23 protein-coding genes are annotated in these 19983 nt (G+C 47.9%); 15 read left to right on the top strand and 8 right to left on the bottom strand.

All coding sequences use genetic code 11. From position 1 onward, the window contains the following. The first annotated feature begins 335 nt into the window (after positions 1–335). The 5 genes from ACQ4M5_RS35635 (at position 336) to ACQ4M5_RS35655 (ending at position 4365) form a co-directional block, all read left to right on the top strand. Positions 336–1322, top strand: a complete 987-nt coding sequence (locus ACQ4M5_RS35635; RefSeq protein ID WP_430680534.1) for an RNA polymerase sigma factor, RpoD/SigA family — start codon at positions 336–338, stop codon at positions 1320–1322. 269 nt (positions 1323–1591) lie between these two features. After that, the gene (locus ACQ4M5_RS35640; RefSeq protein WP_430680535.1) at positions 1592–2080 is read left to right on the top strand and encodes a hypothetical protein; all 489 of its coding nucleotides are present in this window, start codon (positions 1592–1594) and stop codon (positions 2078–2080) included. Positions 2081–2098: 18 nt separating this feature from the next. After that, on the top strand, positions 2099–2521 hold the full coding sequence (locus ACQ4M5_RS35645) for a roadblock/LC7 domain-containing protein (protein WP_430680536.1): 423 nt from the start codon (positions 2099–2101) through the stop codon (positions 2519–2521). 5 nt (positions 2522–2526) lie between these two features. Beyond that, on the top strand, positions 2527–3705 hold the full coding sequence (locus ACQ4M5_RS35650; protein ID WP_430680537.1) for a tetratricopeptide repeat protein: 1179 nt from the start codon (positions 2527–2529) through the stop codon (positions 3703–3705). 51 nt (positions 3706–3756) lie between these two features. Next, positions 3757–4365 (top strand): chorismate lyase, encoded by a 609-nt coding sequence (locus ACQ4M5_RS35655; protein ID WP_430680538.1) that lies wholly within the window; start codon positions 3757–3759, stop codon positions 4363–4365. Positions 4366–4370: 5 nt separating this feature from the next. Here the strand turns inward: ACQ4M5_RS35655 and ACQ4M5_RS35660 are convergent, their stop codons facing one another. From ACQ4M5_RS35660 to ACQ4M5_RS35670, 3 genes are read right to left on the bottom strand one after another with little or no spacing between them, the layout of a single operon-like run. Continuing rightward, complete coding sequence (locus ACQ4M5_RS35660; RefSeq protein ID WP_430680539.1) at positions 4371–4589, bottom strand: type II toxin-antitoxin system HicB family antitoxin; 219 nt, start codon at positions 4587–4589, stop codon at positions 4371–4373. Continuing rightward, positions 4586–4852, bottom strand: a complete 267-nt coding sequence (locus ACQ4M5_RS35665; RefSeq protein WP_430680540.1) for a type II toxin-antitoxin system HicA family toxin — start codon at positions 4850–4852, stop codon at positions 4586–4588. The genes ACQ4M5_RS35660 and ACQ4M5_RS35665 overlap by 4 nt, the downstream gene beginning before the upstream one ends. Positions 4853–4854: 2 nt before the next feature. Continuing rightward, the gene (locus tag ACQ4M5_RS35670) at positions 4855–5067 is read right to left on the bottom strand and encodes a helix-turn-helix domain-containing protein (protein WP_430680541.1); all 213 of its coding nucleotides are present in this window, start codon (positions 5065–5067) and stop codon (positions 4855–4857) included. Between the two features lie 112 nt (positions 5068–5179). On the opposite strand from ACQ4M5_RS35670, the gene ACQ4M5_RS35675 reads away from it, so the two are divergent. From ACQ4M5_RS35675 to sat, 3 genes are all read left to right on the top strand, one after another. Next, positions 5180–5404 carry a hypothetical protein gene (locus ACQ4M5_RS35675; RefSeq protein ID WP_430680542.1) on the top strand — a complete coding sequence of 75 codons (225 nt, stop codon included), beginning with the start codon at positions 5180–5182 and terminating at the stop codon, positions 5402–5404. Positions 5405–5437: 33 nt separating this feature from the next. Beyond that, positions 5438–5914 (top strand): hypothetical protein, encoded by a 477-nt coding sequence (locus ACQ4M5_RS35680; protein ID WP_430680543.1) that lies wholly within the window; start codon positions 5438–5440, stop codon positions 5912–5914. Between the two features lie 101 nt (positions 5915–6015). Further along, positions 6016–7179, top strand: coding sequence for a sulfate adenylyltransferase (sat, locus tag ACQ4M5_RS35685; RefSeq protein WP_430680544.1), 1164 nt, complete (start codon positions 6016–6018; stop codon positions 7177–7179). Between the two features lie 40 nt (positions 7180–7219). Here sat and panB read toward each other — a convergent pair whose 3' ends face one another. Beyond that, a complete protein-coding gene (gene panB / locus ACQ4M5_RS35690) occupies positions 7220–7999 on the bottom strand; it encodes a 3-methyl-2-oxobutanoate hydroxymethyltransferase (RefSeq protein ID WP_430680545.1) in 780 nt (259 codons plus the stop codon). 74 nt (positions 8000–8073) lie between these two features. On the opposite strand from panB, the gene ACQ4M5_RS35695 reads away from it, so the two are divergent. Both ACQ4M5_RS35695 and ACQ4M5_RS35700 read left to right on the top strand, forming a co-directional pair. After that, positions 8074–8331 (top strand): type II toxin-antitoxin system Phd/YefM family antitoxin, encoded by a 258-nt coding sequence (locus ACQ4M5_RS35695; RefSeq protein ID WP_430680546.1) that lies wholly within the window; start codon positions 8074–8076, stop codon positions 8329–8331. Between the two features lie 2 nt (positions 8332–8333). Then, positions 8334–8720, top strand: coding sequence for a type II toxin-antitoxin system VapC family toxin (locus ACQ4M5_RS35700; protein WP_430680547.1), 387 nt, complete (start codon positions 8334–8336; stop codon positions 8718–8720). A gap of 3 nt (positions 8721–8723) precedes the next feature. Here ACQ4M5_RS35700 and ACQ4M5_RS35705 read toward each other — a convergent pair whose 3' ends face one another. Then, the gene (locus ACQ4M5_RS35705) at positions 8724–9752 is read right to left on the bottom strand and encodes a ligand-binding sensor domain-containing protein (RefSeq protein ID WP_430680548.1); all 1029 of its coding nucleotides are present in this window, start codon (positions 9750–9752) and stop codon (positions 8724–8726) included. Between the two features lie 176 nt (positions 9753–9928). Between ACQ4M5_RS35705 and ACQ4M5_RS35710 the strand changes: the two genes are divergently transcribed. The 3 genes from ACQ4M5_RS35710 (at position 9929) to ACQ4M5_RS35720 (ending at position 14532) form a co-directional block, all read left to right on the top strand. Continuing rightward, on the top strand, positions 9929–12016 hold the full coding sequence (locus tag ACQ4M5_RS35710) for a protein phosphatase 2C domain-containing protein (RefSeq protein WP_430680549.1): 2088 nt from the start codon (positions 9929–9931) through the stop codon (positions 12014–12016). Between the two features lie 40 nt (positions 12017–12056). Further along, complete coding sequence (locus tag ACQ4M5_RS35715; RefSeq protein WP_430680550.1) at positions 12057–13682, top strand: CHAT domain-containing protein; 1626 nt, start codon at positions 12057–12059, stop codon at positions 13680–13682. 241 nt (positions 13683–13923) lie between these two features. Next, positions 13924–14532, top strand: coding sequence for a hypothetical protein (locus ACQ4M5_RS35720; protein WP_430680551.1), 609 nt, complete (start codon positions 13924–13926; stop codon positions 14530–14532). Between the two features lie 57 nt (positions 14533–14589). On the opposite strand, the gene ACQ4M5_RS35725 is transcribed toward ACQ4M5_RS35720, so the two are convergent. The 3 genes from ACQ4M5_RS35725 to ACQ4M5_RS35735 form a co-directional block, all read right to left on the bottom strand. Next, on the bottom strand, positions 14590–15354 hold the full coding sequence (locus ACQ4M5_RS35725; protein ID WP_430680552.1) for a hypothetical protein: 765 nt from the start codon (positions 15352–15354) through the stop codon (positions 14590–14592). A 498-nt stretch (positions 15355–15852) separates the two neighbouring features. Then, entirely contained in the window at positions 15853–16233 is a 381-nt protein-coding gene (locus ACQ4M5_RS35730; RefSeq protein ID WP_430680553.1) for a Mo-dependent nitrogenase C-terminal domain-containing protein, read from the bottom strand. A 462-nt stretch (positions 16234–16695) separates the two neighbouring features. Continuing rightward, positions 16696–17577 carry a DMT family transporter gene (locus tag ACQ4M5_RS35735; RefSeq protein WP_430680554.1) on the bottom strand — a complete coding sequence of 294 codons (882 nt, stop codon included), beginning with the start codon at positions 17575–17577 and terminating at the stop codon, positions 16696–16698. A gap of 150 nt (positions 17578–17727) precedes the next feature. Here ACQ4M5_RS35735 and ACQ4M5_RS35740 point away from each other — a divergent pair, with 150 nt between their 5' ends. Next, positions 17728–18630, top strand: a complete 903-nt coding sequence (locus ACQ4M5_RS35740) for a LysR family transcriptional regulator (protein ID WP_430680555.1) — start codon at positions 17728–17730, stop codon at positions 18628–18630. Positions 18631–18707: 77 nt separating this feature from the next. Beyond that, positions 18708–19937 carry a CAP domain-containing protein gene (locus ACQ4M5_RS35745; RefSeq protein ID WP_430680556.1) on the top strand — a complete coding sequence of 410 codons (1230 nt, stop codon included), beginning with the start codon at positions 18708–18710 and terminating at the stop codon, positions 19935–19937. Positions 19938–19983 lie beyond the last annotated feature (46 nt).

Below are 19983 nucleotides of genomic sequence, written 5' to 3' on the forward strand. Positions count from 1 at the left end.
TGGACGATTCCATCATGTCTCGCCTTCTGTGCCATCTCATCTCATCTTTCCAGAACTTTAGCCAGAAAGTCCCGCGAGACTCTTTACTTTTGTTTGAGTCAGTCCTATTATTAAATTAAAGTCGATGTGACTTCGAGATAGGAACTCATCACCTCCCTTGATCGTCAGGTTTAATACCTTCACCTCATCCCCTTCAGTTCAGGTTGACCTTAATCCATCGGGCACTGCTTTTCCCAGAGATTGGCTCAAGCGCCCCACCTGAGTTTTTCACTCTACTCATCGATTCGAGTTTTTCACCGCCCCCCATCGTTTTCATTTCACGGAGTTGACTGCACATGGCTACTGCCAACACCAAATCTAAATCCAAATCCGCTCCCGCCTACAGCGCCGACATGGTGCGTACTTACCTGCATGAGATTGGTCGTGTGCCGATGCTGACCCACGAGCAAGAGATCCTTTACGGTAAGCAAGTCCAGCAGATGATGACGCTGGAAGAGAAGAAGCAGAAGCTTGCTAAGAAGTTGGGTCATGAGCCGACACAGCAAGAGTTTTCTGATCACGTTCATCTGAGTGATTCAGAGTTGACGGGCATCTATCAGCGGGGTCGTCGCGCTAAGCAGAAGATGATTGAAGCGAATCTTCGGTTGGTTGTGTCGATCGCGAAGAAGTATCAGAAGCGCAATCTTGAGTTCTTGGATCTGATTCAAGAAGGCTCACTCGGTTTAGAGCGCGGCGTTGAGAAGTTCGATCCGACTCGTGGGTATAAGTTCTCGACCTACGCTTACTGGTGGATTCGTCAGGCGATCACAAGAGCGATCGCTCAACAAGCCCGGACGATCCGCTTACCGATTCATATTACTGAAAAGCTGAATAAGATTAAGCGCGTTCAGCGTGAGTTGGCTCAAACGCTCGGTCGGGCTGCGACTGCCTCTGAGATTGCTGCCGAATTAGAGCTTGAGCCGGAGCAGATTCGTGAGTTTCTGATGATGTCTCGCCAGCCTGTCTCGCTCGATATGCGAGTCGGTGACAATCAGGATACCGAGCTTCAAGAGTTGCTCGAAGATGACGGTCCTTCGCCGGATACGACTTTGACTCAAGATTTGCTGCGTCAGGATCTTGAGACGCTGATGACTGACCTGACTCCGCAGCAGCGTGAAGTTTTGAGCTTGCGATATGGCTTGCGAGATGGACATGAGTTGTCGCTGGCTAAAGTCGGCGATCGCTTAAATCTGAGCCGTGAGCGTGTTCGTCAGCTTGAGCGCCAAGCGCTGGATCATTTGCGCCGTCGTAAAGCGAATGTGCGCGAGTATATCGCCAGCTAAGTTTCGTTTCTCACATCAGTTCTAGGAACCTCGATCGAGGTTCCTTTTTTTTGTTAATTTTGGACAAAGTTTAAGACCGCTTGATTGAATTGCTCTGGATATTCCGAGTGCTAAAAATTGGCTGATACACGGAAAGTTCGATCGACTATCCTGATCGCTCCTAAGCAAGCGTGTAATAAGAAATACGGCATACAAGAGATGAACGGTCTGAGGTTCGAGAGAATGATTTCGGCTTTCTAAATGTGTTCTCTACATTTAGGAGTGCGATTATGCAAGTGGCTGAGCGATCGGTGCGGTCTGAGCTTGGCGAATTTATTAGCACCGTCTGCTTTCGAGCAGTCATCACCGGAGTTGAAGAAGCACTGGGTGAAAAGGCGGCTGCGATCGCGTTTATTTCCGCAGGTCGTCAGCGAGGTCGAAATTTAGCAGATGAACTGGGACTCGCCAATCGAGGCGCAGAATTTTCGCTGGAAGAAGCGACCGAAAAAGTGGCTCATGTGTTGGGCTATAACGGGACGCGGTTGTGCTGCGTCGATAAGATTGAAGCTCTTCCAGAAGGATTCAGGGTCTATACCCGTGAAACAATCTGCTCATACCAAGAAGCCGAAGGTTCGACACGGAAATGTACCTACACCTTGGGAGCAATTCAAGGGTTTTTAGAAAGTTTTTTTAACACCCGGTTGCGCGGTCAGCAGGTGGGTTCTGTCCTGCGCGGCGACCAGCACGATATTTTCGAGTTTTATGCTCGATCGATTTAATTTTTGGAGTCTTTTACGATGGCGATCGATATCGAAAAATTGAATACAATCTTACATACTTTTGCAACCACGACTCCGGACATTCAAGGTGTCGCATTAGTCACACCGGATGGATTACCGTTAGCATCGAGCTTACCCACTTCTATGGATGAGGAAAGAGTAGCTGCAATGTCGGCTGCAATTTTATCAATGGGCGAACGCATTGGATTAGAACTGACACGCGGCGCGATCGAGCGAATCTATGTCGATGGTGAGCAAGGACCTTGCATTCTGACTAACTGTGGAGAAGATGCGGTTTTTCTTGTCTTAGCGACTAAACAATCAAAACAAGGAATCTTGGCTCTCGAAATTAAACGGGCAGTCAATGAACTGAAAAGAGCGCTAGGATATCCGGTCTCTGACACGTTTCGACTCGTCAGTGGATCGCCCAAAATCGGATAAACATCATGACCACAGTGGGGTATCAACTCCAGTTCCAATGCGCGATCGAGCATGAACCGTGGGATCTCGGTCATCTGCTGCGCCAACTGCGTCACCATTTGCCCCAAACGCCTCGATTGCGCCACTTCTCCGAATCTCAGATTGACTTTGAATCTGCCTATCGTCGTTTGGATCACTCTGCGGCGCGATTGTTACGATCGCTCGGATTGCTGGTTCAACCCTGTTTTAGTTCTGCGATCGCTGCCGTTCTCTTGGATTGCGAAGTGGAACAAGCCACACCTGCCATTCAGCAACTCATCCAGGTCGGATTGCTTGATCCAGTTAGTCCGACTTGGTACTGCTTGGTGCATGACACGATTCGAGAACAGGCACGATCGTGTCTCATCGAAGACGATATCGAGTTTCGCAATTCAACCCGGATGCGAATCATTCGCTGGTATCTCGAACTGTGTGAGCAAATGAATCTTTGTCTCGATCCAGCGACTCGATTTCAAATCGCACTTGCAGCCCGGAAAGGCAATTCTTTTGTTGCGACTTTATCAACGGGAAAACGCTCTGAAAGTGTAGCTCAGACTTTATTTTTGCTGGCGCTGGATTGGTTTGACGAAGAAAAAGCGAATTTGATTTGGGCGATCGAGTGGGCGCATCAAGCCGAAGCTTGGGACATCACGTTGCGATTGACTCAAAGTTTGGTGCGGTTTTTCGATGTCAAAGCCGATTGGCGCAACTGGGAACAGACGCATTTATTTGCTTGGGATGCGGCTCAAATGTTGCGCGATCGCGTTCAGCAAGCTCAGATTCTCAACAGTTTGGGCAATGTTTATCTGCGTCAAGGACAATGGCAACGCGCTCAGATGCGATACGATCGCGCACTCCAACTCTGTCGTGAGCAAAATCTAGTGCTTCAAGAAGCTCAAACTTTAATGAATTTGGGAATTGTCTGCCGATTAGAAGGACAGACTGAAAGCGCGATCGACGCTTGGAGAGGTGCGATCGCGCTTTTTCCGGCGGGATCGATCAAGCGCGAAAAAATCAACAAATGGATGCAATCCTCAACTCGACTTCCGCTCCAAACCGCGTTAGAAGAATTAGGCACTTCTGCAAACTCTCACCAAATTTTGAATGCTGTCGGCGGCGCGATTCGGTGGTTACTTCATCCGGGCGGACTGTACCCGCTCTGGTAAATTGCTCAGACCGCGTTATCATAAGAACAAAGTTAACTTATGTAAACAAGCGTGACTGCGACCTTTCGACCGAGCGACAGCGCAATTCTGCCGACGACCTGGCACTGCCTTGATCCAATCTGGGAAGCCAGCGAACTTGAGATCCAGCAAGGTTTATCCCATAGCCAGCTTTCTCCCGCTTGGCAAATGATGTTACTGGGCGATGGTTCTCCCACACGCCATTTGCAGCTTCTGACTGGAGAGCCAACCGAAGTCGATGTGTTGGATATGTCCCCGATCGGCTTTTCGACGGACAATGCACCCAGCGCGATCGAACAAATTCCCGGCAGTCGCTTGCGGAGACAAATTTGGCTCAAAACCGCTTCCGGTCAACGTTTAGGATATGCCGCTTCTTGGTGGGAAATGAGTCATGTAGATGAATATTTGCAGAACCGATCTGAAGGCGTTTGGGTGAATTTATCGCGATCGCGCCTTGAACTCTATCGTGAGATCAAAGGATTGCACTATGGTCGATCGGCTGCATTAGAAGCGGCATTTGGCTATTCTGCTCCATTTTGGGGACGGCATTATTTGTTCTGGCATCATGGCAAACCGTTCACGCTAATTTATGAAGTGTTTTCGCCTTATCTTGAAAAGTATTTGGGGAAAGCGCAGGGTTGAGCGAATTAGCTGACCTGATAAATGACAGGACGATACTTGGGTTCTGGTATCGGTTTACCTGCGGATTTTGCTGCTTCGAGCCATGCAGCTTTTGCAATTTCAACCTCACGAACTGCTTCCTCTGGAGTCTCACCAAACGCAGAGCAAAACTTCAAATCTGGAATGTCAGCGATGTATCCTTCATCTTCTTCGCTGTAAAACACATTGATATGGTAGTCTTTCATGCTTCTTCTCCAGAGTCTTCTAAAGTAAGACTATATTGCTCGATTAGTGTGAGAAATTGCCGAATTTGATAAGGTTTTGCCTGTCCTTTGCGATTTTGAAGATTCACGAGTTCAGGAATATTTGGATGCTCAAAAATGTGGTGACTCCCACTCACTCTTGAGCGTGAAAAGCCGAATGCTTCAACCAGTGTAACCATATCTTCAAAATCAATGTTCTTCTGATTATTGAGGATCTTTTCGAGGAGTTTCCGCTTTTTCGTCATCGTTATTCCTCAATCACCTCGACTAAATCTTCGATCGACACTTCAAACACCCGCGTCAACTTAATCAATGCTGTAATATCAGCCGTCGCAATTCCAGGTGAACGCGCATAAGTCTTTAAGGTGCTGTAGTTAACTCCGGATCGCTCAGAAACTTCTTTCAGTGTCCAGCCTTTTGTCTGAGCTAATTCTCGAATCCGCAGCCGCGCTAATCCCATGCTTGACAAGGACTAATATTAGTCCTTAAATGAAAGAGTTCCAAAGCGCGATCGCTCTTGAGTTTTCCAGACGTGAGAGCGATCGCGGATCTCACAATTGGAGACGAAACTTATGATACCAGCCCATCCCGAAAATGATGCGGTTCCGAATTCCGCTGCCGAAAATTACCGGATTCGACTACACCCGTGGTGCATTATTCGCCTCTTGCCCAAAATGCAGCGGATCGTGTTAGCAAGATTTCGCACTCGGACTCAAGCTGAGGAATATCTCAGAATCGTGAAAAACCTGATGCCAACGGCGGCTCACCAGATTGTGTTCGATCCAGAAACAGAATAGATTAAGAGATGTAAAGTTCTCTACGATCGACTCATGCCACCTCTCGGAAAACCTCGTCCACTCTGGAAAGTGATTCTTTTCTCTGCTTTGAGCGGATCGCTCTACTACGGTTATTACAAATGGATGATTCAAGACGAGCTACGGGCATACAACGGCAAAGGATGGTCAGGCGCATTGTCTCTAAGCCCGTTTGTGCTTGGGGTTGCATTGCCGCAAATCTTAGCCACCTTTGATCCAGATGTTCCAGACTGGTTTCGGTGGTTCTCGATTTTGGGAATTGTTTGGATTTACATTGTGCAGTTTCGACTGTATCGGGATGTGAATGAACTGTACGATCGAGCCAACCTGAAAAAACCGCTAATCGTCTGGTGGCTCTTCATTCCAGGTCTGAATCTGATTGTTGGATTACGCCAAATTCATTTTCTTGCTCAATATTGGGCACAGCAGCAAGGCGAAACCGTAAAAGATCCGATCGCTGATCCAATTCCTTTCTTGTCTAGCAACGCTTAGGCAAATTGGTCACTCAGATCAGTCCACATCCTGCTAAGTTTAATAAAGACCGCTTTCCCGATGAGAAAAGCGGGAATTAGCCCTTTCACTCTCTAAACCTCATGAGTCATTCTGACGGCATTGCACCTCACGGCGGACAACTAATTAATCGAATTGTTACGGGTACTCAGCGCGAAGAACTTCTTTCTAAAGCAGATTTTCTGCCTCGTGTTCAACTCGATGAACGAGCAGTTTCGGATCTGCAATTAATCGCGATCGGTGGATTCAGCCCTTTAACCGGATTCATGGGCAAAGCCGATTACGATCGCGTTGTGGAAGAGATGCACTTGGCGAATGGTTTACCCTGGGCAATTCCGATTACGCTGTCAGTCACCGAGGAAGTCGCTGCACCGCTGCAAGAAGGGAGCCTCGTGCGGTTGGATGATTCGACAGGTCGCTATATCGGCGTGTTGCAGTTGAGTGAGAAATATACTTACGACAAGCAGCGCGAAGCCGTGAAAGTGTACCGCACCGATCAAGAAAAGCATCCGGGTGTGGCAGTGGTTTACCGTCAGGGGAACGTGAATTTGGCGGGTGAGGTGTGGTTATTCGATCGCGATCCGCATCCGTTGTTTCCGACTTATCAAATCGATCCAGCATTTTCTCGTGCAGCATTCCAGGAAAAAGGCTGGAAAACCGTTGTCGGATTCCAAACTCGTAATCCCATTCACCGAGCGCATGAATACATTATTAAATGTGCTTTGGAAACGGTAGATGGCTTATTCCTGCATCCGTTAGTGGGCGCAACGAAAGAGGATGATATCTCGGCTGATATTCGGATGCGCTGTTACGAAATCATGTTGGAGCATTATTTCCCCAACGATCGAGTCATTCTCGCGATCAATCCTGCTGCAATGCGCTATGCCGGACCGCGTGAAGCAATTTTCCATGCCTTGATTCGGAAGAACTACGGCTGTACTCATTTCATCGTCGGACGCGATCATGCAGGCGTGGGTGATTACTACGGAACCTACGATGCTCAATACATCTTTGACGAATTCGATCCGGCTGCCTTAGGTATTCAGCCTTTGAAATTTGAACACGCTTTTTACTGCAAGCGCACCCAAGGAATGGCAACCACGAAGACCAGTCCGAGTTTGCCCGAAGAGCGGATTCACTTGTCAGGAACGAAGGTGAGAGAAATGCTGCGTCGTGGAGAATTACCGCCGCCTGAATTCTCGCGTCCTGAAGTTGCCGCTGAATTAGCGAAGGCAATGAAGGTTTAGAGATTTAGATAGTGCGAGGCAATTCAAACCTCGCACTTTTTTATTCAGTTGGAAATTTCTTTGATCGCACATCTTCGCAATATTCCTGCACCGATCGCGCAATTAACCCATTCAAATCGAGATACGTTTTGGCAAATTTCGGCTTCCAAGTTCCCAAACCCAAAACATCAGAAGTGACCAAAACTTGACCATCGCAATGAACACCCGCGCCAATCCCGATCGTAGGAATCGTTAACCGTTCTGTAATGGTTTGTGCCAAATCACTTGGAATATGTTCAAGTACGATCGCGAATGCTCCTGCTTGTTCGAGCGCGATCGCTTCCGATAAAATCTTTTCTCCTGCTTCCGTCGATCGACCTTGCTGGCGAAATCCGGTTTGCCTCACCGATTGCGGCGTTAATCCGACGTGACCCATCACCGGAATTCCCGCTTGCACCAATCGCGAAACGGTTTCCGCGATCGCAGGATACCCGCCTTCTAATTTCACTGCACCCGCACCCGTTTCTTTCAGAATTCGTCCCGCTGAGTGCATCGCTTGTTGAACACTTTCTTGATACGTCAGAAACGGCAAATCCACGATCAAAAGTGCCTCTTTCACCCCGCGCCGAACGGCTTTTGCATGATGAATCACTTCATCGAGCGTCAGGGGCAGCGTCGTATCATGTCCGAGTGCCACCATCGCCATCGAATCCCCGACGAGAATGGCATCGATTCCAGCACGATCGAGAATCGACGCGATCGCATAATCCCAAGCGGTAAGCACAGCAATCGATCGCTTTTGTTGTTTCCACTGAATCAGTTGTTGCGGCGTGACGGGCATCGGACACCAAGAATGTAGAGGGTGAATCTATCTTAATCGTTCGCTCTCCCTGTTTGATCGGCTTGCCCAGTAGAATGAAAGCAAAGCGACACGGACAGACTATGACGCTGAAAATTAATCTTCCTGAAACCCCAGACCAACTCAAAGATTTGATTCAGCAAATTCAAGCAGGCGAAGAAATTTTGCTGTCTCAGAATGGAATTGCGATCGCGCGTCTCACTCCAATTCAGCCTCGTGTTCCAGGTCAAGATAAAGGAAAGATCTGGGTATCACCAGAGTTCAATGAACCTTTACCAGACGATATTTTGAACGATTTTCTTGACCCCCAGTAGACATGAGAGTTTTATTAGACACTCACGCCTTTCTTTGGTGGATGAGCGATGATTCACAGCTTTCAACGGCTGCGAGAGCAATCATCTCTGATCCAGAAAATACGATTTTTGTCAGTGTCGTTAGTGTGTGGGAAATCATCATTAAGCAAGGAACTGGAAAGCTGATACTTTCAGAACCTGCGGAAGATTATGTTCCCGATCGTATTCGCTCGAATCAATTCAGTACGCTCTCAGTTGAGATGCGGCACATTTTAAGAATTGCGTCATTGCCTGCGCTCCACCGCGATCCATTTGATCGGCTTCTCATTGCTCAAAGCGAGTGTGAAAACCTTGCAATCATCAGCGTGGATCATTTAATTCAGCAGTATTCTATTACCGTAATTTGGTAGAGACTACTCAATTCGACGGCTGAACATTAAATGCGATCGCGTTTCGTAAGTGGTCATGCTCACCCAAGCAAGTCCTTCACTGGTTCCCACCCATAATTTGTTTCCAGTGTCAGGAGCCAGCGATAAGACGCGGTTTGAAGGCAGATTGGGGATTTGACCCACGATCGCACCATTGTAAGGATTCACTCGCAGCAATCCGGTATTCGTTCCGACCCAAATACTGCCAACCGCATCGAACCCCGTCGAGAGAATTTCGCGACCCTTGAGGGAAGTCACCGATCGTAAACGGCGGCGATTCAGCGGATCGAGCTTGATCAATCCATTCGTCGTCCCAGCCCAGAGTGAGCCATGTCGATCGAGCGATAATGCCTGGACTGCTCCTTCGAGTGTGGAGGTATGAAGCACTTTGGCGCTGGCAGTATCAATTTGCGCCACACCTTCAAGTGTTCCGACCCAAAGCTGACCTTCTGGATCTAGGCTCAAAGCATTCGCACTCACACCCGGTAAATTTTTCAAAGTGGTCATTAGCAAGCCTTGATCGGGGCTGACGAGCGCTAAACCCGAATCAGTTCCGACCCAGAGAAAACCGCGTCGATCGACTAACAAAGACAAGACGCGATTCGAGGGCAGGAATAAATTCTGAGCCGTGACGGTATTTGTTTTTGGATCAATTCGCCAGAGTCCTTCGCTCGTTCCCACCCAGATTCGACCGACGCGATCTTGCGCCAGAGCAGAGATCGGAAAATTCGGCATTTGTGCCCGTGAAATCATGCGTCCGGTATCCGGATTGATTCTGACCAAGCCTTGGGGCGAGGCGACCCAAAGATTTCCCTGAAAATCGCGCTGAAGGGCTGCTACCCGGTAATCTGGTTCAACCTGTTGCGGTAAGGCGGGCGCAACCGGAGGCGGAGCCGTGGGCGTAAAAGCAGGAGCAGCAAGAGCTTCGCTGCACAGGATGTTCGTTCTCGGCGCAACAATCACCAGACTCAGTACGGCAGAAGCGAACCCGAAGCGACGATACACGGAAGACATAGCCAATCTCAGTAAAAACTGGTTTATTGTGCCTAAAAAATCCGCGATCGCAACGGGGGGAAACGCGGAAATGCAACCGTAGAATCCCCGCTCGATCGACAAAAATTGCTAGAGTGAGAAGTGCTCAAGCCCCACCGACTTGGAACTGAGCCAACCGTAGAAACTCAACTTTCTCAATGCAAACTGATCCGATCGTGCAATGCCCCAATTATTTCTGTCAGGCAGTCAACCCTGAAAGCCAAGCGTTTTGCAGTCACTGTCAGACGCGCATTCCGAAACGCTATCTCTGGGCAGTCGGAGCGACCGAGCCAGCAGGAACGTTAATTGACGATCGCTTTTTGCTCAAGTCGGATCGGATTGCACTCGATACAAAACCAGGACTTCCTCCGACCGCGATCGAGGTTCCGCCACCACTGGAGCCGTATTTGCATCTAATGGGTGAACGTCCGGCGATTCCTCAACCTTACGCGGTTGTCAATGACGTTCTATTGCTAGAATCTGCTCCAATTTATCCGAGTGGGGCGCGATCGGAACGCGGAGAAGATCTGTCCGGACAATTGATGTCGCGATTAGAGCAGGTGTGGACTTCGAGCAGCGGATTTCGTCAGCTTCATTTTTTGCAACAACTGGCACAACTTTGGCGATCGCTTTCTCTTGAAAAATCCGCCTCAACATTATTAGATCCAGATCTCGTATTTGCCGATGGCGACACGGTGAGAATCTTAGAACTGAAATTTGAACCCGCCACGATCGTTGATTTAGGAAAGCTTTGGTCAACTTGGCAAGTTCAACCTGCGATCGCGGATTTCTTTAGCCAAGTTTGCCAGAATTTGATGCAGGGAACGAGCATTGATGACTTGATTCAGATATTGGATTCTGCGATCGCGTCTCAAGCTTCCCAGCAATCAAGAAAAATTCAAATCGCTACCCTCACCGATCAAGGTCCTAGTCGGCAAAGTAACGAAGATGCGTGTTATCCACCGAGCGGAACGAGTGGGGATCAGTCCCTCGTGATTGTCTGTGATGGAATTGGAGGGCACGAAGGTGGAGAAGTTGCCTCGAATTTGGCGATTCAAACGATCGTGCAAGAGCTTCAATCGATCGATCTACACAACCTGGAGCCGGGATTAGAAGAAGCGGTTTGCGCGGCGAATGATGCGATCGCACAAAAGAACGATGCGGAACGACGACAAGAACGGCAACGCATGGGAACAACCGTCGTCATGGGCATGGTTCGAGATCATGAACTTTATCTGACTCATGTGGGGGACAGTCGCGCTTATCGAATTACTCGCCAAGGCTGCTATCAAGTCACACTGGACGATGATGTTGCTTCTCGTGAAGCCCGACTGGGTTACACCCTGTATCGAGAAGCATTACAGCGACCGTCAGCGGGTTCACTGGTGCAAGCCTTGGGTATGGGAAGTTCGAGCTACCTTCGCCCAACGGTAACGCGATTTATCTTGGATCAAGAGTGTATCTTTCTGCTGTGTTCAGATGGATTGAGTGACAACGATCGAGTTGACGAATACTGGCAAAGCGAGATCGTGCCAATTCTAGATGGCAAAACGAATTTGGCAACCGTCGCAAAACGATTAGTCGAGATTGCCAATACGCAGAACGGACACGATAACGTCACGATCGGGTTAATTCACTGCCAAACTCACGAAACTGGAAAATCAACCGCTGTTCGATCGACGATCGCCAAACCCGTTCGCACTCAAATGGTTGTCCCTGCAACTTCTCCTCCTGGATTAAGAACGGAAATCCAACCCCGTCGAACTCCTTGGCTCAGAATCGGGTTGACGCTTTTGGCAATGTTTGGAATTGCAGGCGCGATCGTTGCCCTATTCGCTCCTGAATTGCTCACTCGGTTGGGCACGCAAGCACCAGTCGCAACACCTCCCACCGTTCCCCCAATTCCCGCCGCCTCTCCAGAACCCTTAAACTCTGGCGTAGTCGTCCGCCTCGATCAAGACGGAGTTCGACTTTTCCGCAAGCCAGGGGAAACAGGCGCATTCTATTCCGTTCCTCCCGGAACCGTGTTGCAAGTCGAGGGACAACAGCGATCGACTTCAGATGCTGCCCCTTGGTTACGGTTCAAAGTCTGTACGGCTCCGACACAATCCCCGAATTCAGTTCGACCCGGAAATATCGGTTGGCAACAGGAAACCGCGATCGCACCCTTTACTCGAATCAACCTTTCACCCGATCAGCTTGGAGCCTGCGCCCCTGCTAAACCGAGCGCCCCGCCCACGCAATAGATTAAGATTAAAATTCCGGAGTTAACCCACCTGCGAATTCATGTCACCGTCTGAACTACCCTGTTTAAGTCTTGCGATCGAGCGACTACGTGCCTCTCAAGCTCAACATTTTGCGATTCACGTGATCGATGCGCCGTATCGTGGAGGGTATTTGCTGCGGGATTGTCTATGGACGGACGAACTAACGCACAATTGGCGATCGTGGCAGGAGATGTTTTGTTCGCGGGGCGTTCCGGATGTGCCGCACGTTTCACAAGTCCTAGCTCCTCCAGTCGAAGCGCTCGAACTCCCGATTGGTCAACCCCTCCCGCGCAGTACTCGATTGATGCAGAATTTGGGGATTAACCTCTGGCAATGGCTATTCGATGGAGTGATTCAAGGCAGTTTGAATCGCAGTCAGGGGATTGCTCAGGGACAAAATAAGGCGCTACGGTTGCGGTTGGATGTGCGCGATCCTGATTTGATCTCGCTCCCGTGGGAGATTATGCAGAGTGATGCAGGGAAACAGGCAATTTCTCTGAGCCAACAGCTTTTATTTAGTCGGACTACGAGCGATGTGGATGGTCTACCAGGACTGCGATCGGAAACCAGTTTGAATGTGCTATTGGTTTTAGGACAAGATGCGGCTCCGGATTTACCAAGTGGATTTGATAATCACAAGCGCGATGAATTGAAGCGGCTGAAATTGGAACAAGAAGCGATCGCGTTATCGAGAATTTTACGAGAGCGTCAAGGTGCAAATCGGTTGGCGGCTCCTTGTTTTGTCGATACGCTGTTGCAGCCGACTTCGGGAGAACTTATCGATCGACTAGAAAGCGGTCATTATAATGTCTTGTTCTATGCGGGTCACGGGGTTCCGGCTCCCGATGGTGGCTTGCTGTTTCTGCGCCCGAATCAGCCAATGAATGGGACAGAACTCGCGCAGGTTTTAACGCGATGCCGCGTGAAATTAGCCGTGTTTAACGCTTGTTGGGGGGCACAGCCTGAAGAGCAAAGCGGAAAATCGATTCCTCGAAGCAGTTTGGCGGAAGTGCTGCTGCATCACGGAGTTCCAGCGGTCTTGGCAATGCGAGATTCAATTACCGACGAAGAAGCTCTGAGTTTTATCGCGACATTTGCTCAGGCGTTGACCGATCGAATGCCGATCGATCAAGCGGTCGCGGTTGCCCGTCAGCATTTACTGACACTCTTTCGATTCAATCATCAGGCGTGGACACTTCCCGTTTTGTACATGCACCCGGAATTTAACGGGGAATTGATTAAACCGATCGAAGAAGGAATGACACAGATTCCGCATACTCCAAGCCAGTTGGGGCTGCAAAATCCGGTGGCATCTTTACGATCGCTGGAAAATGCCAAAGTCTGGACGATTCGCGGCGGCTTGATGCGGGTTGGAATGAGTGCCGAAAATGATTTAGTTTTGGCAAATGAACCTGGAGTGTCTCGGAAACACGCTGAAATTTTCTACCGTAGCGCTGATACAATGCAACCGATGTATTTTCTCCGGGATTTTTCCCGGTATGGAACCTGGGTTTCGACCGTGAACGGTTGGCAGAAAGTTCACAATTATGAAGTGCCACTTTATTCAGGGGCACAAATCAAATTTGGCGGCTCACAGAACTCGGTTTTGGAGTTTTTAGTCTCACCAGCGGATGGGCGGAATTAGGAGTGGGGAGTGGGGAGTGGGGAGTAGGGAGATTGAGATTGAGACTGAGATTGAAGCGATCGTTCTCCCCACTCCCCACTCCCCACCTCCGCAATTCCCACATCTCCACCTTAAAGATTTGAAAATTCTAGGCGATTTAGCGTAAATTGATAGGTCAGTTACGGAACTGGTAACAATCGGGTTGAAGCTATATCCATCAAACACACCAACCCTAGTTCAATTACAGATGCGGATTTTTGTCATGGCACACGAAGCAAGTTCTTCTAACTCTCTTGAAACGCAGCAAGCGCTCCTCAATGCCTTGCTTGACTCGGAAGCAGTGACGGTGCAGCCAGACAATGCTGACACTGTAAAGGTCGAGGTCAAGGAGATTCCTGATAGTGCAATTTCCTATCCTTGGAATCCGGCAGATCCCGAATCTGACTCGTTTTTCAATTCTTTAGAGCAGAAGTTTCCGATCGATACCCTTTCCGATGCCGAAATTTCGGATCGTGCGGATGCTTTCTTTGCTCATCTCGATTCGCTCTTTGCGGCTCCAACGCTTGAAACGTCTTTGGCACAAAAGTTTGCGACCGTTCCCCAATCGATTTTGAATGCGATCGCTCGTCAAGCGCAAAAATTAGCAGATTCCTCAGCAACTCTGGCAGATCAACTCGTTCTCTGTGTCCAAGAAGCATTACCGCAGTGGGCAGAAGAAGATTTACAGGTGTTAGCGCGTCCGTTGGCGTATGCGATGCGGGGCGAGGAACCAACTGTGAAATCTACGGATTGGTCGAAACTGTCAGAAACCGAACAGGCGAAATTGACATTAGCGATCGCTCGTTATGCGTTGAACGAAGTCCAAGATTAATCCGATTACAGCGATTTAGAAAACTCCGGGTTTGGAAAGATCCGGAGTTTTTGTTTTTTATAGCAAATTAAATCGCTGTAATTGAGACTCGATCGCTTTCGGCAATAATTTCCGCAACTGCGTTTTGTCTTTGAACACGAGTCGATTCTGGCTCGGCATATCGAACGGAAACTGTCCCGGCATATCCGATCGATCCATTTGCACCAAGAGAACTTGATCCGATCGCTTACTTTGCAGCGCGTATCCAGTTTCTACGCAAACTTTAGGGCTAGGAATTAATAACGGTGGCGTGTCGGGAATTTGCGCGATCGAAGTTCCATCTCCAATAAATAAGAGACATTGCCGAATCGATCGCATTAACGAACTATTTAAGCGAATTGCACCTTCGCTCAGTCGGTGAGACTCTCGTAATGTGATTGCAAGCCGCGATCGACGATTCAAACTATCAATCACCGATTCGAGTTCATCGCGCAACAAATCACCGGAATCTGTAAATTCTGTTTGATAGGAAAAGAAGATTTCAGGCTCTAAATTCGCCATCACTTCTTGTTTTGAGAAATAGATTTCGTGGCTAGAGAGATCAATATTAGAAATCGCATATCCGCCACTGCCTTCGATGTAAAATTCAACCGTTTCGCCTTGGAGATAGCGTTGAAACCAGGTTGATTTCTTCACCTCGGCGCTATCTTCTAGAAAATCAGCCCTTAATCCCGATTTCAGCAGGCTATTCTTGCTCAACCGCAAATCATGGGGACGTTTTTCAAGTTCCCGAATGGGTTCATACTGTTCCAAATACCACGCCTTCAGCGCAATGATCGCCATGCTGAAATCTGCCTTTTCGTTTAAAAGTACAACAACACCCAGTGCCTAATCTCTGAGTGACTTCCTCAAGTAAATCCATTCTAGATAGAGTTGCACAAATTGGACAAAAATTAATTTTTTAGCGCCAATTTATCGCAGGACTCCCAATCAACCAGAAGAGGAAATGTCAGATTTCGAGTTTTGGGTGTTGTTGCCGTTGAACGAGACAGATGTAGAGTAAAACAGCGGCTTGACCTCTTGAATTGAACTAGATTTGGCTGTTTGATCTGCCAGGGAAGCGGTTAACTGCTTCAATTTCAAACATACCACTTTGTCCCCAGGAAGCGAGTAATTGAGATGAAAGTTTAGGAGTCTGCGATCGCTTGATTTCACCAATTTTTCGAGATGTAAACCAAGCATTTAGAAACATGAATTGAGAGTCAGTAACAGACGAAATTTATTGCAATAAAAAAGCGGTTAAAGAAACCGCTGCTGTACAAGAATAAAAACTAAGTAACTCTAGCAATATTGGCTGATATCTTCGCCACATTCATCCGCCAAATAACACAAAGCACGAAAGCGAAGTGCGACGACTTCTTCGTAAAGCGGGTTCAATTTGCACATTGGCGGAATGTGAAAAAGAGTCTGACCAAATAATTTTACATCGCGCTCAAATGGACACTGCGCGGGAATATGCTCGGCAAGAAAATGCGCCAATTTAGAGTTGTGAACTTGAAGATTATCAAGCTTGCGACGCAATGGAGCGAGGGGAGCAAACTTAGGTTTGCGGTTTTGGTGAGGTGTAGTGGAGGTGAGTGGATGAGACACCCAACCGGAAATGGCAATTCTATCGTGACGATCGCGTTCTTGAGCGAAACCGTCGAGTTTCCGAAAGCTCATGCTGAAACGTTCCTCGAACTGGTGAAGTGAACTGTGTAGGGAGTTCGTCCGTGAAGGGTGCTACAACAAGAAATGAAGCTGTTACGGGCGAGACCTTGAGACTCTGGAAAGACAAATCCAGCCTCTATAGTTATGTGTCGAACTTACTTCACTTATTGTAACAAAGCATACGGAGCAACCACGATTTTTTGAAAATTTCTCGTAGTTTCTTTAAGCTCTGCCCACTTGTTTTGTGAAGCAAACTTGACACTCAACATTCTAGTCTTTCTATCTCAAGATGGAAGTGCATTTAAAATACATTTATTCGATCTTTATTTGATTCTCGAATGAGATTAATGCAGTTTAGGAATTTCTAGGAATCAATTTGAAGATCTAGAGAATTTCTGTATCGAATACAACAAACCGATTTCTACTTTTTTAGAGCAAAGAAGGACGATCAAATTGATTTGAAACGGCTCAAATTTATTGCCGTAAATTGGGATTCTTTTTCAAAAGGGTTCTAATGGGAAATTGGCTGATTAGTGTTGCAGAAAGAATGAATGCTGCGCCGATATAGCCTCGAATTCCTAATGCTTCATTCAGCCAGAAAAATGAAAAGAGACTGGCAAATACAGGTTCTAATGTGTAGAGTAATGCAGCCTCAGAAGCGCTGACCCATCGTTGTGCCTGAGTTTGAGTCCAGATCGGAACTGCGGTAATCATTACACCCACATACATCAGAATATTGAGATGCGAGGCGATTCCAGTAAAGGGAAACTGTCCATTCAAAATTGCCCAGACGATCGATAATAAAGCCGCGATCGCAAGTTGAACCGCAACCAGCGGCAAGGTCGGGTGCTTTGGAGTAATCGCTTCCATTGCCAAAATATAAATCGCAACGCCGATCGCACAAGCTAACGTTAAAATCTCACCAGTTCCAAAGCCGCCGCCTTCCCAAGACATAATGCTGATTCCTGCGATCGCAATTCCGACCGCAATCAAAATTTGCCTCGGTAAACTTCGTCCCAACACGGTTCCAAACAGAGGCACAAGAATCACATTCAAGCTAATCAGAAAAGCAGAGCGATTAGCAGAAATTGTTTCCAAGCCGATTAATGCGAGCAAGCATTCTATAAAGTATATTCCGCCGAGAATTGCACCATCGCGAATCAAATTCCGATTGAGATGGCGGAGATATGGAGAAAAAACAATTGCCGCGATCGTAAATCGACTTGCCAGAATCATCGGAGCAGGCAAATCATTTAAAGCACCTTTGAGCAATGGAAAAGAAGTTCCCCAAATTGCGGTTGTCAAAATTAGCAAGAACACACCCTGGCTGTGATGCGGTTTAGAAATCGCTGTCATATCATTACTCGATCGCAATTTGTAGCTTTCATCGTGACGAAGCAAGACCCTGAACCGCAAACAATCGGGTGAATCTCATATATCAGTGCATTCGATGGATTTATTTTCTTTTTTTGCGACAATGCAGAGACGTGAAACTCGGTGATTGATATGAGTTTGGAACGCTTAAGTCAACTCAAACTTTCACATCTACGAATTTTCGCTGCGATCGTAGAGTGTGGAAGTTTTAGCGAAGCGGCACTTCGACTTCAGTTATCGCAATCAGCGGTGAGTTATGCGATCGCAGTTTTAGAAGCAGAACTGGGAGTGGTATTACTGGCACGAGGAAGATATGGAGCGCATCCCACACCTGTCGGAGAGCAAATTGTCGATCGAGCTTATAAGATTCTGCATCTGATCGATGACATGGCAAAACAAGCCAATCTCGCGAAAGGGTTAGAAGGTGGGCACTTGAGAATTTCATCATTTCGGAGTGCAGCAACTCATATTTTGCCGGATGTCCTTGCAGAATTTTGTCGTCGATATCCAGCGATCGCGATTACGTTGACCGAACATGACGATCGACCGAATGTAGAAGAAGACTTGTACAAAGGACGCGCAGAAATTGGGATTACATACGCGCCTGTAGGATCAGATCTTAAAGCTTGGGAGATTATGCGCGATGAATTTGTTGTACTATTTCCGCCTGGGTTTCAGCGGAGTGAACCAACCTTAGATTGGAAAGAGTTAACCTTGCATCCGTTGATCATGGCTCCAGAGAATGATGGCTGTGATGCAATGGTGTACGCGCATTGTGCGAGCTATGGAATTACGCTTCATGCGACTTATCAAGTGAGATCGGATGCCACGATCGTGAGTATGGTTGCAAAAGGGCTAGGAGCGGCAGTCAGTCCTCGATTAGCGGCAGAACCGATTCCCGCAGGTGTCAAGGTTTATAGTCTACCAGTGCCATTGTTCCGGAACATTAATATTGCTGTGGTTTCGGATGCACTACTCCCTCCTGCGGCGTTTGCATTTCTGGAATTGGTGAAAAGGAGCATGAGAGTGGAATAGCGGTTTTCCTCGATTTGGGCACTCTAAACAGCGTCCAGGATGATCCCGTGAAGGATCATCATCTTGAGGAGAACTGAATGATCCGAGTGAGAAAATCTGAGCCGCGATCGACATTCATTGCTGCTCTGTTGAGTACTGCCACTGTGATGTTTAGTCATCATGCGGTTGCTCAAGTCGCCCCCACTTTTGAAGCATCCGTTCTCAACGAAATCAACCAAATTCGAGCAAACCCCCAAGCTTACGCAGACTGGCTAACCAACCAAAGACAGAACTATCAAAACAATCTGCTGCGCCTTCCTGGAAACGATCGCGTTTTAACTCATGAAGGTCTTTCTGCGCTGAATGATGCGATCGCATTTCTTCGCACTGCTCCCACGCTTCCGCCTTTGTCTCTTTCTCCAGAGTTATCCAACAGCGCTCGGAACTTTGGCAAAGTAGATCGAAGATACGATCGCGTTTCTGGAAATGTTGCTGAACTTCGGAGTCGTACCCAGAAAACGCCATCTGCGACCGTTTTATTAATGGTGCTGAATGATGGTGATCCAAATCGTAGTGTTCGCCGTTCATTGTTCCAACCGAACTATCAGTCTGCTGGAATTGCTTGCGGTGTTGCTTTCCGATTGAATCAATTCTGTGTTGTTGCGCTATCAAGTCCTCCAACTCAGCAAGCTAAACGTCCGATTGAGTTTGCACCTCAGCCTTCAGTGAAACCTGCACCAAGAGTAGAAAATAGTGATGAGGTTGAAAGAGCGATCGTAGAAGAAACGAATCGTCTCCGAGCTAATCCTCAAGCGTATGCTGCTGAACTGGCTGAACTTCGACAGTACTTCAGCGGTAACATTCTGAAGGTTCCAGGCTATCTAGCATTAGAAACTCAGGAAGGTGTAGCCGCTGTGGATGAAGCAATTCGAGATCTCCAAGCAACGGCTCCATTACCCGCATTATCGATTTCACAAGGCTTGTCTTTGGGAGCACGAGATCACGTGCTGGATTTGGGACCCAAAGGTAAAGCTGGACATTATGGAACCGATGGTAGTGATCCGTTTCAGCGGATGAATCGATATGGCACTTGGAAAGGGAGTGCAGGAGAAAATATCAGCTTTAGTCCGATCGCGACTGCAAAATGGCACGTGAGGCAATTAGTGATTGATGATGGAGTGCGAAATCGAGGACATCGTAAAGCACTATTGAATCCTGATTATCGGTTGACGGGTTCCGCCTGTGGCAATCATACAGTCTACGGTCAAATGTGTGTGATGACTTACAGCAAAGACTATCAGGAAGGAAACGTTCAGGGGAGACGATAAGCGAGGTGCTTAAAGATAAGATCCCAACGAGAGTAGCTCTGTTCTG

The organism is Leptolyngbya sp. AN10, assembly GCF_050565645.1.
Classification (GTDB): domain Bacteria; phylum Cyanobacteriota; class Cyanobacteriia; order Leptolyngbyales; family Leptolyngbyaceae; genus Leptolyngbya.